This is a genomic window from Streptomyces sp. NBC_00727 (assembly GCF_045161745.1).
Classification (GTDB): Bacteria; Actinomycetota; Actinomycetes; order Streptomycetales; family Streptomycetaceae; genus Streptomyces.
Window position 1 is genome coordinate 2,105,338 of sequence record NZ_CP108981.1, and the last position, 14,208, is coordinate 2,119,545.

The 14,208-nt window shown below is 72.5% G+C and carries 10 protein-coding genes; 1 reads left to right on the plus strand and 9 read right to left on the minus strand.

Translation table 11 applies throughout. The features are described 5' to 3' along the window. Positions 1 to 179: 179 nt before the first annotated feature. Positions 180 to 1,151, minus strand: coding sequence for a UDP-glucose 4-epimerase GalE (gene galE, locus OG242_RS09430; protein ID WP_405897714.1), 972 nt, complete (start codon positions 1,149 to 1,151; stop codon positions 180 to 182). 189 nt (positions 1,152 to 1,340) lie between these two features. Between galE and OG242_RS09435 the strand changes: the two genes are divergently transcribed. Then, complete coding sequence (locus tag OG242_RS09435; RefSeq protein ID WP_405897715.1) at positions 1,341 to 3,563, plus strand: CDP-glycerol glycerophosphotransferase family protein; 2,223 nt, start codon at positions 1,341 to 1,343, stop codon at positions 3,561 to 3,563. A 90-nt stretch (positions 3,564 to 3,653) separates the two neighbouring features. Here the strand turns inward: OG242_RS09435 and obgE are convergent, their stop codons facing one another. The 8 genes from obgE to OG242_RS09475 all read right to left on the minus strand — a co-directional run bounded on the left by obgE (position 3,654) and on the right by OG242_RS09475 (position 14,087). Continuing rightward, positions 3,654 to 5,093 carry a GTPase ObgE gene (gene obgE, locus OG242_RS09440; RefSeq protein WP_405897716.1) on the minus strand — a complete coding sequence of 480 codons (1,440 nt, stop codon included), beginning with the start codon at positions 5,091 to 5,093 and terminating at the stop codon, positions 3,654 to 3,656. A gap of 138 nt (positions 5,094 to 5,231) precedes the next feature. Beyond that, positions 5,232 to 5,489, minus strand: a complete 258-nt coding sequence (gene rpmA, locus OG242_RS09445) for a 50S ribosomal protein L27 (RefSeq protein ID WP_018103204.1) — start codon at positions 5,487 to 5,489, stop codon at positions 5,232 to 5,234. Between the two features lie 14 nt (positions 5,490 to 5,503). Next, the gene (gene rplU / locus OG242_RS09450) at positions 5,504 to 5,824 is read right to left on the minus strand and encodes a 50S ribosomal protein L21 (RefSeq protein WP_014045903.1); all 321 of its coding nucleotides are present in this window, start codon (positions 5,822 to 5,824) and stop codon (positions 5,504 to 5,506) included. A gap of 197 nt (positions 5,825 to 6,021) precedes the next feature. Beyond that, positions 6,022 to 7,083 (minus strand): iron-containing alcohol dehydrogenase family protein, encoded by a 1,062-nt coding sequence (locus OG242_RS09455; RefSeq protein ID WP_405897717.1) that lies wholly within the window; start codon positions 7,081 to 7,083, stop codon positions 6,022 to 6,024. Continuing rightward, positions 7,071 to 7,823 carry a sugar phosphate nucleotidyltransferase gene (locus tag OG242_RS09460; RefSeq protein WP_405897718.1) on the minus strand — a complete coding sequence of 251 codons (753 nt, stop codon included), beginning with the start codon at positions 7,821 to 7,823 and terminating at the stop codon, positions 7,071 to 7,073. The genes OG242_RS09455 and OG242_RS09460 overlap by 13 nt, the downstream gene beginning before the upstream one ends. A gap of 64 nt (positions 7,824 to 7,887) precedes the next feature. Then, entirely contained in the window at positions 7,888 to 8,778 is an 891-nt protein-coding gene (gene galU, locus OG242_RS09465; RefSeq protein WP_405897719.1) for a UTP--glucose-1-phosphate uridylyltransferase GalU, read from the minus strand. Between the two features lie 103 nt (positions 8,779 to 8,881). Beyond that, positions 8,882 to 13,072: an Rne/Rng family ribonuclease gene (locus tag OG242_RS09470; RefSeq protein ID WP_405897720.1), complete on the minus strand. Its 4,191-nt coding sequence runs from the start codon at positions 13,070 to 13,072 to the stop codon at positions 8,882 to 8,884. A 232-nt stretch (positions 13,073 to 13,304) separates the two neighbouring features. Further along, positions 13,305 to 14,087, minus strand: coding sequence for a TIGR03936 family radical SAM-associated protein (locus tag OG242_RS09475; protein ID WP_405897721.1), 783 nt, complete (start codon positions 14,085 to 14,087; stop codon positions 13,305 to 13,307). Between the last annotated feature and the right edge of the window lie 121 nt (positions 14,088 to 14,208).

Below are 14,208 nucleotides of genomic sequence, written 5' to 3' on the forward strand. Positions count from 1 at the left end.
CCTATCGGCCGACCATACTGAGATGCGGCCGCACTTCCGTGACAAAACGGGCCTCTGCCACCCATTGCCCCCACATCCGGAGGAAAAGTGGTGGTCGCCCGTAACCCGGACCGCCTGACGGCACGCGAAGGGCCCGGCACCGCTCCCCGTGGAGCGGTGCCGGGCCCTTCGTGCGGCTTTTACGGGTGGCGCAGGCGCCAGCCCTGCCAGGCGGACTCGATCATCTCGTCCACGCCGTACCGCGCCGACCAGTCCAGCTCCGCGCGGATGCGGTCGGCGCCGGCGACCACGCGGGCCGGGTCGCCGGGGCGGCGCGCCACGACCTCGGCGGCGGTGTCCTCGTTGCCCGTGACCTTGAGGATGCGGTCGACCATCTCGCGCACCGAGCTGCCCTCGCCGCGGCCGATGTTCAGCGTGAGGTCCGTCCCGGCCTCGGCGGACTCCAGCCGGCGGGCGGCCGCGAGGTGGGCGGAGGCGATGTCCTCGACGTGGATGTAGTCGCGGATGCAGGTGCCGTCCGGCGTCGCGTAGTCGTCGCCGAAGACGCGCGGGGACTCGCCCGCCTCCAGGCGCTCGAAGACCATCGGGATCAGGTTGAAGACCCCGGCGTCGGCCAGCTCCGGCTCGGCCGCGCCCGCCACGTTGAAGTAGCGCAGCGAGGCGCAGCGCAGCCCGTGGGCCCTGGCGGCGGCGTGGATGAGCCACTCGCCGACGAGCTTGGTCTCGCCGTACGGGCTCATCGGGGCGCACGGCGTCGTCTCGGTGACGAGCTCGACGTCGGGCATGCCGTAGACCGCGGCCGACGAGGAGAACACCAGCCGGTCGACGCCCCCGGCGACCATGCTCTCCAGCAGGACCTCCAGGCCGGTGACGTTCTCCTTGTAGTAGTACAGGGGACGCTCCACGGACTCGCCGACCTGCTTCTTGCCCGCGATGTGCACGACACCGGTCACCCCGTGCTCGCGGATCGCGGCGTCGAGGACCCGGCGGTCGAGAACGCTGCCGGTCACCAGGGGAACCCCTGCGGGGACCTTGTCGGCGCTGCCGGTGGACAGGTCGTCGAACACGACCACCTGCTGACCACCCGCAAGCATCGTGCGCACCACGTGCGCCCCGATGTACCCCGCCCCGCCTGTAACCATCCAGGTCATGTCGTGCGTCTCCTGTCGGATGCTGAACCCCGTCGGCGTTCCACCCTACGTGGACGCCCCTGGGCACCCCCCGAGGGCGGCCGGGGCCATCAATTACGCTGTCCGGGAGCCGGACGCCGACCACTGTTGCACGGTCCGACCGCGCCCCTCGTAACAGACCCTCGGACAGCCCTCTGGAACTGGTGGACGATGCCTCGACTGACACTCATCGTGCCTGCGTACAACGTGCAGGGGTACATCGGAGAGTGTCTGGACTCCGTGCTCGGGCAGGACTTCGCCGACTTCGAGGTCATCGGCGTCGACGACTGTTCCCCGGACGGCTCCGGCGCGATCCTCGACACCTACGCGGCGCGTGACGACCGGGTGCGCGTGCTGCACCTCACGGAGAACGTGGGCCTGGGCCGGGCGCGCAACGCGGGTCTGGAGCTGGCGGCCGGTGACTACGTCCTCTTCCTGGACAGCGACGACACCCTGGCGCCGGGTTCGCTGGCGGCCATCGCGGCGCGGCTGGACGCGACGGACGACCCGGACGTCCTGGTCTACGACTACACCCGGACGTACTGGGACGGGCGGCACCTGCGCAACAAGCGCGCCGAGCTGATGACCGAGGACGGCCCGGCCGTCTTCTCGCTCGCGGAGCGCCCGCAGCTGCTGGATCTGCTGCAGATCGTGTGGAACAAGGCCTACCGCCGCGATTTCGTCACCCGGCACGGCTTCCGGTTCCCGCCCGGTTATTACGAGGACGCGCCGTGGACGTACAGCTCGCTCATCGCGGCGGAGCGCATCGCGGTGCTGGACCGTTCCTGCGTGCTCTACCGGCAGCGGCGTGAGGGCGGCAACATCCTCCGCACGGTCAGCCGGAAACATTTCGACGTCTTCGACCAGTACGACCGGGTGTTCGCCTTCCTGGACGAGCGGCCCGAGTTCGACTCCTGGCGTCCGGCGCTCTTCCGGAAAATGGTCGACCACTTCCTGACCGTGCTGGAGAAGCCGGGCCGGCTGCCGCGCAACGCACGCGGCGAGTTCTTCCACCGGGCCGCCAAGGACTACCGCGCACGCCTGCCGGAGGGCTTCGAGCGGCCGCCGGGCGGGCGGGGTTACAAGTACGCGCTGCTCGGCATCGACTCGTACTCCGCGTTCTACGGCCTGACCCGCGCCAACAACGTCCGCCACCGCGCCCGGCTGGGCGGGCAGGCCCGCGTCGGCCGGGCCAAGCGGGCCGCCCTCGGCATGTTCTACCGGTCCCAGCTGCGGATGCCGCTGGACGAGAACCTCGCGGTGTTCTCCGCGTACTGGGGGCGCGGGTACTCCTGCAACCCGGCCGCGATCGAGGCCGAGCTGGGCCGCCTCGCGCCGCGGGTGCGCCGCGTCTGGGCCGTGCGCTCCGAGCACCGCGACCGGGTCCCCGCGGGCGTCGAGAAGGTGATCGTCGGCTCACGCGATTACTGGGCGGTCATGGCCCGCGCCAAGTACCTCACCAACAACGTCAACTTCGGCGACACCATCGTCAAGCGCGAGGGCCAGATCCACCTCCAGACCCACCACGGCACCCCGCTGAAGACGATGGGCCTCGACCAGGCGCAGTACCCCGCGTCCACCTCCATGGACATGGAGAAGCTGCTGAACCGGTGCGACCGCTGGGACTACAGCCTGTCCGCCAACCGGTTCTCCACCACCGTCTGGGAGCGGGTCTACCCCTGCCGGTACACCACGCTGGAGACCGGCTACCCGCGCAACGACGTGCTGGTCAACGCCACCGCGGCGGACGTCGTGAAGGCCCGTCAGGAGCTCGGCCTGGCCGACGGCACGACCGCCTTCCTGTACATGCCGACCCACCGCGAGTACGAGAAGTCCTTCGCGCCCCGGCTCGACCTGTCGCAGCTGGCCGAGGACCTGGGCCCGGACGTCACCCTGCTGGTACGCGGGCACTACTTCTACAAGCCCGCGGGCCGGCTCGCCGAGCTCCAGGCCGGCGGCCGGATCATCGACGTCTCCGGCCACGGGAACGTCGAGCAGCTCTACCTCGCGGCGGACGCCCTGATCACCGACTACTCCTCGGCGATGTTCGACTACGCCAACCTGGACCGGCCAATCGTCATCCACGCGGACGACTGGGACACCTACCGGGTGGTACGCGGCACCTACTTCGACCTCATGGCCGAGCCGCCGGGCGCCGTCGCGACGACCCAGGAGCGGCTGACCGCGATCCTGGGCTCGGACGAGTGGCGCGACGAGAAGGCGGCGGCGCTGCGCACGGCGTTCCGGGAGCGCTACTGCGACTACGACGACGGGCGGGCCGCCGAGCGCGTGGTGCGCAAGGTGTTCCTGGGCGAGGAGGCCCTGCTGCCGGTCGTCCCGCTCGCCGGGCGGACGCCGGTCCCCTCCCCCACCGAGGCGACCGCCCGCGCCTGACGGGCCTCGTACAACGACCGCGGTCCCGGTCCCCTCTCCGTCATACGGAAGGGGCCGGGACCGCGGTCGTCCTCGTGGACGCCGGCCGCTCTACGCGAACGGGTCGAAGTCCTGGAACTCCTTGACGGCCTCGTCGCGCTCGGCCTCGCGCTCGCGACGGCGCTGGGTGGCCGGACGCTGCTCCTCCAGGCGGTGGTCCTCGCCCCGGCGGCCGAGCATCTCGGCACCGGCCGACACGGTCGGCTCCCAGTCGAAGACGACCGCGTTGTCCTCGGCGCCGATGGCCACGCCGTCGCCCGCCCGGGCCCCGGCCTTGCGCAGCTGGTCCTCGACGCCCAGCCGGTTCAGCCGGTCCGCGAGGTAGCCGACGGCCTCGTCGTTGTTGAAGTCGGTCTGGCGCACCCAGCGCTCCGGCTTCTCGCCGCGCACCCGGTAGACGCCGTCCTCCTCCAGGGTGACGGTGAACCCGGCGTCGTCCACGGCCTTGGGCCGGATGACGATGCGGGTGGCCTCCTCCACCGGCTTGGCGGCGCGCGCCTCGGCGATGACGCCGGCCAGGGCGAAGGACAGCTCCTTGAGCCCGGTCCTGGCGACGGCGGACACCTCGAAGACGCGGTAGCCGCGCGCCTCCAGGTCGGGCCGGATCATGTCCGCGAGGTCCTGGCCGTCCGGGATGTCGATCTTGTTCAGGACGACGATGCGGGGCCGGTCCTCAAGACCTCCGTACAGCTTCAGCTCCTCCTCGATCGTGTCGAGGTCGGAGACGGGGTCGCGGTCGGACTCCAGCGTCGCCGTGTCCAGTACGTGCACGAGCACCGAGCAGCGCTCGACGTGGCGCAGGAACTCCAGGCCGAGGCCCTTGCCCTGGCTGGCGCCCGGGATCAGGCCCGGGACGTCGGCGATGGTGTAGACGGTGCTGCCCGCGGTGACCACGCCCAGGTTCGGCACGAGCGTGGTGAACGGGTAGTCCGCGATCTTCGGCTTCGCGGCCGACAGGACCGAGATCAGCGAGGACTTGCCGGCGCTCGGGTACCCCACCAGGGCCACGTCCGCGACGGTCTTGAGCTCCAGGACGATGTCCCGCGCCTCGCCGGGCTCGCCGAGCAGCGCGAAGCCGGGGGCCTTGCGGCGGGCGGAGGCCAGCGCGGCGTTGCCGAGGCCGCCGCGGCCGCCCTGGCCCGCGACGAAGGCGGTGCCCTGGCCGACGAGGTCGGCGAGCACGTTGCCCTGGCGGTCGAGGACGACGGTGCCGTCCGGCACGGGCAGGACCAGGTCCTGGCCCTCCTTGCCGGTGCGGTTGTCGCCGGCGCCGGGCTGGCCGTTGGTGGCCTTGCGGTGGGGGTGGTGGTGGTACTCGAGAAGCGTGGTGACGGACTGGTCGACGACCAGGGTCACATCACCGCCACGGCCGCCGTTGCCGCCGTCCGGGCCGCCGAGCGGCTTGAACTTCTCACGGTGAACGGAGGCACAGCCGTGGCCTCCGTTACCCGCGGCGACATGCAGTTCGACGCGGTCCACGAAGGTGGTCATGGGTGGAACCTCCAGTTGCATACCTGCGGAAATACTTCGCTCGCCCCCGTAGGGACAACACGCGAAAGGCGGACCCACTTCCCTTCACAGGAAGTGAGGTCCGCCTCCACGTCATACCGCTCGACGAGCGCCGGGAATTCAGCCGGCGATCGGAACGATGTTCACGACCTTGCGGCCACGGTGCGTGCCGAACTCGACCGCACCGGCGGCGAGGGCGAACAGCGTGTCGTCGCCGCCACGGCCGACGCCCGTGCCCGGGTGGAAGTGGGTGCCGCGCTGGCGGACCAGGATCTCACCGGCGTTGACGGCCTGGCCGCCGAAGCGCTTCACGCCGAGCCGCTGAGCATTGGAATCGCGCCCGTTCCGGGTGGACGATGCGCCCTTCTTGTGTGCCATGTGTTCTCAGTCCCTTACTTCGCAGCCGCGGGGATACCGGTGACCTTGATCGCCGTGTACTGCTGGCGGTGACCCTGGCGACGGCGGTAGCCGGTCTTGTTCTTGTAGCGAAGGATGTCGATCTTCGCGCCCTTGTGGTGGTCCACGACCTCGGCCTGGACCTTGATGCCGTCGAGCACCCACGGGTCGCTGGTCACGGCGTCGCCGTCGACAACGAGCAGGGTAGAGAGCTCTACCGTGTCGCCAACCTTGGCAGTGGAAATCTTGTCAACCTCAACGATGTCGCCGACAGCAACCTTGTGCTGGCGGCCACCGCTGCGCACGATGGCGTACACGCGGATCTCACTCTCACTCGAAACGGAAACCCCTGATGCCAGCCGCTCACACGGGTCCTTGAGACCCATGACGATCCGGAGTGGACGAGCGGCCTCTCCCGTACGAGCGGGAGGTCGGTGCTCAGAGGTGTGGCGAACAAACGCCGACGGTCAAGGTTACGGGGCCCGGCACAGCCGGTCAAACCGGGCCCGGCCCCTCAGACCGCGGCGCTTCTCACGTACTCGGCGTACGCGTCCCTGATGCCGTCCTCGGACAGGTTCAGGTGCTCCAGGATCGTGTAGCGGCCCGGCCGGGTCTTCGGCGCGAACGCCACCACCCGTACGAACTCCGCCACATCGAAGCCCATGTCCTCGGCGGTCACCGGAAGCCCGTGGCGCCGCAGCACCTCGGTCATCCGGACGGATTCCTGGACGGCGCCGCGCAGATGCATGGCGAACGCCGCGCCCAGCCCGCACTGCTCACCGTGGCTGGCGGCCCGCTGCGGGAAGAGCAGGTCGAACGCGTGGTTGATCTCGTGGCAGGCGCCGGAGGCCGGGCGGCTGTCACCGGCCACCGACATGGAGATCCCGGTGAGCACCAGGCCCTCGGCCAGCACCTGGAGGAACGTGTCGTCGTCCAGGCCGCCGGGGTGGCGCAGCACGGCCTCGCCGGCCTGCCGGGCCATAGCGGCGGCCAGGCCGTCGATGTCCTCGCCGTTGACCCGGTGGGCCAGCTCCCAGTCCGCGACGGCGGAGATGTTGGAGAGCGCGTCCCCGATCCCGGACCGTACGAAGCGGGCGGGGGCCTCGCGGATGACGTCGAGGTCGATGACCACGGCGATCGGGTTCGGCACGCCGTAGGAGCCACGGCCCGCGTCGTTGTCCAGCGTCGCCACCGGGGAGCAGAGCCCGTCGTGGGACAGGTTCGTCGCGACGGCGACCAGGGGCAGCCCGACGCGCGCCGCGGCGAACTTGGCGCAGTCGATGATCTTGCCACCGCCGAGGCCCACCACGGCGTCGTACCGGCCGGACTTCATGGACTCGGCGAGCTTGACGGCGTCGTTCAGCGTGCCGCCGCCCACCTCGAACCAGGAGGCGCCCGGCAGGCCGTCCGAGAGCCGTTCCCGCAGGGCCCGGCCGGACCCCCCGCTGATCGCGACCGCCAGCTTGCCCGAGCCGGAGATCCGCTGATCGGCGAGGACGCCCGCCAGATCCGCGAGAGCCCCGGCCCGGATGTCGACGACGACCGGCGCGGGTATCAGCCGGGTCAGTACAGGCACGCGATCTTCCTGCCCTTGGCCAGGTCCTCGTGGTTGTCGATCTCGACCCACCGCACGTCGCCGATCGGCTCCACGTCGACCTTGAAGCCGCGGTTGACGAGCTCCTGGTAGCCGTCCTCGTAGTACAGGTCCGGGTCGCGCTCGAAGGTGGTCTTCAGCGCGTCGGCCAGCTCCTCGGCCGCCTCGCCCTCGATGAGGGTGACGCCGATGTACTCGCCGGTCGCCTCGGACGGGTCCATGAGCTTGGTGATCCGCCGGACGCCCTTGCCCTCCTCCACGACGACCTTCATCTCCTCGTCGGCGAGGGTCTTCACCGTGTCGAGGGCGAGGATGATCTTCTTGCCGTCACCGCGCGCGGCCAGCAGCGTCTTCTCGACGGAGACCGGGTGCACGGTGTCTCCGTTGGCGAGGATCACGCCGTCCTTGAGGGCGTCCCGGCCGCACCACAGGGAGTAGGCGTTGTTCCACTCCTCGGCCTTGTCGTTGTCGATCAGCGTGATGCTGACGCCGTACTTGGCCTCCAGCGCCGCCTTGCGCTCGTACAGGGCCTCCTTGCGGTAGCCCACGATGATCGCGACCTCGGTCAGGCCGACCTCGGCGAAGTTGCCGAGCGTCAGGTCGACGACGGTCAGGCTCTCCTCGTCGCCCTCGGGCCCGACGGGCACCAGGGCCTTGGGAAGCGTGTCGGTGTAGGGGCGCAGACGGCGGCCGGCGCCGGCGGCCAGAATCATGCCGATCATGGGGTTCTCCTCAATGCGGTGGTACGGGTGTCTGGGATCAGGAGTACGGGGCCCTGCGGGCGGGTCAGAGTTCCGACGCCACGTAGTCGCGCAGCCAGGTACGGAAGTCGGGGCCCAGGTCCTCGCGCTCGCAGGCGAGGCGGACGATGGCCCGCAGATAGTCGCCGCGGTCGCCGGTGTCGTAGCGGCGGCCCCGGAAGACCACGCCGTGCACCGGACCGCCGAGCTTCTCGTCGGCGGCCAGCTGCTGCAGCGCGTCGGTCAGCTGGATCTCGCCGCCCCGGCCCGGCTCGGTCTCGCGCAGCACCCCGAAGACGGCGGGGTCCAGGACATAGCGGCCGATGACCGCCAGATTGCTGGGGGCGTCGCCCGGGTCCGGCTTCTCGACCAGGCCGGTCACCCGTACGACGTCGCCGTCCGGGGTGGGCTCCACCGCCGCGCACCCGTAGAGGTGGCTCTGTTCGGGCGCCACCTCCATCAGCGCGACGACGCTGCCGCCCTCGCGCTCCCGGATCTCGGTCATCCTGGTCAGCAGCGGGTCGCGCGGGTCGATCAGGTCGTCACCGAGCAGCACCGCGAACGGCTCGTCCCCCACATGGGGCTCCGCGCACAGGACGGCGTGGCCGAGGCCGCGCGGGTCGCCCTGGCGGACGTAGTGCATGGTCGCGAGGTCGCTCGACTCCTGGACCCGGACCAGTCGCTGGGCGTCGCCCTTGCGGGTGAGCGCCGACTCCAGCTCGTAGTTCCGGTCGAAGTGGTCCTCCAGCGCCCGCTTGTTGCGCCCGGTGATCATCAGGACGTCGCTCAGGCCCGCGGCGGCGGCCTCCTCCACGACGTACTGGATCGCCGGCTTGTCCACGACCGGCAGCATCTCCTTGGGAGTCGCCTTCGTCGCCGGCAGGAACCGGGTGCCGAGCCCGGCGGCCGGTATGACGGCCTTCTGGATCTTGCGCATCTCGGGGCTTTCGTGTCGGGGGCAGGAGCGGCCCGGCGCCGCGACGCGGCCGGCCGGCCCCGGAAGGGACCGGCCGGACCGCGCCGCGCACGGTACGAGGAGGTCAGGCCTCGTCGGCCGCGGCCGTGACGGACGAGCCGCTCTGCTCCGCAGCCACCGTCTTCTTCGCCGCCGCCTTCTTGGCCGTCGTCTTCTTCGCGGCGGTCTTCTTGGCCGCGGTCTTCTTCACGGCCGCCTTCTTGGCCGTGGCCTTCTTGGCGGTCTTGCGGGCCGCCTTCTTGGCCGGAGCCGCCTCGGGCTCGGCCTCGGGCTCGGCCTCGGGGGCCTCCACCACGACCACGGCGGCCTCCTCGGCGCCCGTGGGCGAACCGGCGGGCGCGCTCACCTTGCGGGTGGCGCGGCGCCGGACACGCGGCGGCGCGGCGGACTCCTCGGCCGGGGCCTCGGCGTGCGACGCCTCGACGACCGGGTCCTCGGCGGCGACCGGGTCGGGGCCCTGGGCCGGCTCCTCGGCGGCGGCCGGCGCGGGCTCGGCCGCCGGGGCGGGCTCGGCCACGACCGCTTCGGCCGGGGCCGGCGAACCCGCCGGGGCGGTCGCCTTGCGGGTCGCCCGGCGGCGCGTACGGCCCTGAGGTGCCTCGGCGGGCGTCTCGGCCACCGGCTCCGGGGCCGCGACGGGCTCCGCGGCCGGCTCGGCCACGATCTCCTGTGCCGGGGCGGCGGCGGACTTCGGGGCACCGGCCGGGGCCGACGCCTTGCGGGTCGCCCGGCGGCGGCCACGACCGCGCGCCACGGCCGCCTCGGCCTCGGCGGCACTGCTGTACAGCTCCTCGTCCGGGACGAACTCCGGCTCGGGCAGGGCCACCGGCGCGGCGACCTCCGCGGCCACCTCGGCCTCGGTCTCGGCCTCCACCTCGACGGCGTGCTCGTGACCGTGGTCGTGCTCGTGGCCGTGGTCCTGGCCGACGCCGCCGCGGCGCTTCTTGGAGCGCTTGCCGCTGCCACCGCCGCCCTGCGAGGCGGGCTGTTCCATGTGGACGATCACACCGCGGCCGTTGCAGTGGACGCAGGTCTCGGAGAAGGACTCCAGCAGCCCCTGGCCGACCCGCTTGCGGGTCATCTGGACCAGGCCCAGCGAGGTGACCTCGGCGACCTGGTGCTTCGTACGGTCACGGCCCAGGCACTCCAGGAGGCGCCGCAGCACCAGGTCCCGGTTGGACTCGAGCACCATGTCGATGAAGTCGACGACCACGATGCCGCCGAGGTCGCGCAGCCGCAGCTGGCGCACGATCTCCTCGGCCGCCTCCAGGTTGTTCTTGGTGACGGTCTCTTCCAGGTTGCCGCCCTGGCCGGTGAACTTGCCGGTGTTGACGTCGACGACGACCATCGCCTCGGTCTTGTCGATCACCAGCGAGCCGCCGCTCGGCAGGTAGACCTTGCGGTCCAGCGCCTTCATGAGCTGCTCGTCGATCCGGTACGTCGCGAAGATGTCGACCTCGGAGGTCCACCGCGACAGCCGGTCCGTCAGGTCGGGCGCCACGTGCGAGACGTACCCGTGGATGGTCTCCCACGCGTCGTCGCCGCTGACGATGACCTTGGAGAAGTCCTCGTTGAAGATGTCGCGGACGACCCGGACGGTCATGTCCGGCTCGCCGTACAGGAGCGTCGGCGCGTTGGAGCTGCCGGTGCTCTTCGACTTCTTCTGAATGTCCTCCCACTGCTGCTGCAGCCGCTCGACGTCGCGGCGCAGCTCGTCCTCGCTCGCGCCCTCGGCGGCGGTGCGCACGATGACGCCCGCGTCCTCGGGGACGATCTTCTTGAGGATGGTCTTCAGCCGGGCGCGCTCGGTGTCGGGCAGCTTGCGGCTGATCCCCGTCATCGAGCCCTCGGGCACGTAGACCAGGTAGCGGCCGGGCAGCGAGACCTGGCTGGTCAGTCGGGCGCCCTTGTGGCCGATCGGGTCCTTGGTGACCTGGACCAGGACGGACTGGCCGGACTTCAGCGCGGTCTCGATACGGCGCGGCCCGTGGGCCATGCCGAGCGCCTCGAAGTTGACCTCACCGGCGTACAGGACGGCGTTGCGGCCCTTGCCGATGTCGACGAACGCGGCCTCCATGGACGGCAGCACGTTCTGGACCTTGCCCAGGTAGACGTTGCCGACGTAGCTGGTGGCCTGCTCCTTGTTGACGTAGTGCTCGACGAGCACGTTGTCCTCGAGGACGCCGATCTGGGTGCGCTCACCGCTCTGGCGGACGACCATGACGCGCTCGACGGCCTCGCGGCGCGCCAGAAACTCCGCCTCGGTGATGATCGGCACCCGGCGGCGGCCCTGCTCACGCCCCTCGCGGCGGCGCTGCTTCTTGGCCTCCATGCGGGTCGAGCCCTTGATGGACTGGACCTCGTCGAAGCCGGTGCCGGGCTCCCGCTCCTCCTTCTTGCGGGGCTCCCGGACCTTGACGACCGTGCGCTCCGGGTCGTCCGAGCCGTTCCCGGCGTCGGACACCGTGTCACCGCTACGACGACGGCGGCGCCGGCGACGGCGGCTGCTGCTCGTGCCGGAGGCGGCGGACTCGTGCTCGTCGTCCTCCTCGTCGCCCTCGTCCTCGGACTCCTGGGCGGCCTCGTGCTCGTCCTCGGCGTGGTCCGCGTCGTCCGCGTGCTGCGCCTCGGCGGACTCGTCGTCGGCGGCCTCGCCCCGGCGACGGCGACGGCCGCCCCGGCGACGGCGGCGCGACGGGCGGTCGCCGTACTCGTCGGAGTCCTCGCCGTCCTGCTCGGCCGCGGCCTCCGGCTCCTGCCCGTCCTCGGCCTGCTCCGGCGCCTGGGCGGCGGGCACGGCCTCGGTGGTGTCGGTCTCGGCGGCCTCACCGCGACGGCGGCGACGGCGGCGCGAACCACCCTGGGACGCGGCCTCGGCGGGCGCGGCCTCGGCGGGCGCGGTCCGCTCCTCCTGGGCCGGGGTGATCTCGTCCTCCGGCTCCTCCTCGGGCGAGGCGGCAGCCGCTGCGGCGGCCGCGGTCTCCGGGGTCTGGAACATCGGCTCGGCGAAGACCGGCGCCTGGAAGACGGCGACGGCCGGGCGGGTGGCCCGACGGCTCCGGCGCGCGGGCTCCTCGGCCTTGGCGGTGAACTCGGGGCGGCCGGCGGCGGCGGTGGCCCGGCGGCGCTGACGGCCGCGCGGGGCGGCCTCCTCGACCTCGACGGGCTCGGCGGCCAGCTCCTCCACGGCGGCCTCGGGCAGGCTCTCACCGGCCTGGGCCTCGGCGGGCTGCTCGGCCGGCTTCTCCTCGGCGGCCTTCGGCGCACCGGCCGGGGACGTCGCCTTGCGGGTGGCGCGGCGGCGGCCGCGGGGGGCCTCGGCGGGCGTCTCGTCGGCGACCGGCTCGGCGGCGACCGGCTCGGTGACCTCTTCGGTCTCCTCCGCATCTTCCGTCTCGTCGGTGACCTCGGCGGCCGGCTCCACGGGGGTGGCCTGCGGGGCACCGGCCGGGGCGGAGGCGCGGCGGCGGGTGCGGCCGCGGGGGGCCGCCTCGACGGGCTCGGCGGCCGGCTCGGCAGCGGCGGGCTCGGGGGCCTGCGCGGCCTCGGCCACGATCTCCACGGGCTCGGCGGCCTTGGGCGCACCGGCCGGGGACGTGGCCTTGCGGACCGCGCGACGGCGGGGGCGTGCCGGGGCCGCGGACTCGGCGGCGGGCTCGGGGTTCTCCACCACGGGGGCCTCCTCGACGATCTCGGCCGGCTCGGCGGCCTTGGGCGCACCGGCGGGGGACGTGGCCTTGCGCACGGCACGGCGGCGGGCGCGGGGCGCCTCTGCCACGGGCTCGGCGGCGGGCTCGGAGCTCTCCACCACGGGGGCCTCCTCCTCGGCGGCCTTCTCGGCGGCCTTCTCGGGCGCGCCGGCGGGCGATGTGGCCTTGCGGACCGCACGGCGGCGGGTACGCGGCGCCTCGGCCGCGGGCTCCTCGGTGACCGGCTCGGCGGCGGCCGGAGCGGACTCGACGGTCTCGGCCGGCTCGGCGGCCTGCGGCGCGCCGACCGGGGAGGTGGCCTTGCGGACCGCGCGGCGGCGGGGGCGGGCCGGGGTGGCCTCGGCGGCCGGTTCCGCGCTGTTCGGGGACTCTCCGGCGTCAACGGCCGGTATGGCCGACGCGTCGGCGGCGGCGCGCTCGCCCGCGGACGGCGGGCCGGCGGGGCGGGAAGCGGCGCGGCGCCTGCGGCGCGGCGGCAGCTTGTCCCCGGGGGTGTTGTTGTCCTCTGCGTTCCCGGCGGTGCCGGATTCGTTCGGCTGGGGCATGCGGGCGTTTCTCCCGTCGCGCTCCCGGGCGCCGCACCTGATTCCGGTCCGGCTCGGTCCGCTTGGTGTTCGCGGCACCGCCGTCCGGGGCGCGGGCGCCGCACGGGAGCTGAATGTCTGGCTCGCCGGTTCCGTCCGCGGTGTGCGGACGGCCTGGCGAAAGTCTTATGGGTCAGCGCGCGGCCCGGCCCAGGTGGCTCCCGAGCGCGAGGGCTGCGCTACAACGACCGCCTTACGCGGAACCTGAACCTTCCGGCGCCGTCGCGACGGCGGTCCCGGTGGCCGTGGTTGATGCGGCCGGGGCTGCCTCGCGGTCGGGCGCGAGCGGGTCGGTCACCGTGCCGGACTCCTCGTCGAAGAGCCCCTGCGCCAGCCTGGTCACCGCTGCGGGGACCGGCGGCGCCAGGTCGGCCACAACGCGGAGACCGGACAGGACGTCGTCAGGCCGTACGGCAGGTGTCACGTGCCGAACAACCAGCCGCAGTATCGCACAGGCCCTGTCACCGGACCTATCAGCCGGAAGATCGAGGGTCTTGAGGTCGACCACGGCGGAACGGGCGTCGAAGGCCCGCATGCCGTTCTTCGTGCGGCGCTCGACCTCGACGGTCTCCGCCGCGTTGAAGGCGGAAACGGCCTTCTCCGCGTCCTGCGGGGTCACCCCGTCGAGGCGGATCTCCCAGATGGAGGCGGTCAGCCGGTCGGCGAGACCCGAGGTGCGGGCCTCGACGGCGTCCGTGATGTCCAGACCGTCCGGCATGGAGTCGTTGAGCAGCTCACGCAGGACGCCCGGATCACGGGCTTCGGTGAGGGCGATCTCCAGGAACTCGGCCTCGCTGCCCGTACCGGTGGGGGCGGCGTTGGCGTACGACACCTTGGGGTGGGGGGTGAAGCCCGCCGAGTAGGCCATGGGTACCTGGGAGCGGCGCAGCGCCCGCTCGAAGGCACGCTGGAAGTCGCGGTGGCTGGTGAACCGGAGGCGGCCGCGCTTGGTGTAGCGCAGTCGGATGCGCTGCACCGCCGGTGCGGGCGGCGGGCCTTCGGGCTGTCGCTTGCCCAGTGGTTCTTCTCCTCGGTGCGGGGCGGGCGCGGTGGCGCGCCGCCCTCGAAATACGGGTGGCCCGGGGGTCCGGACCGGC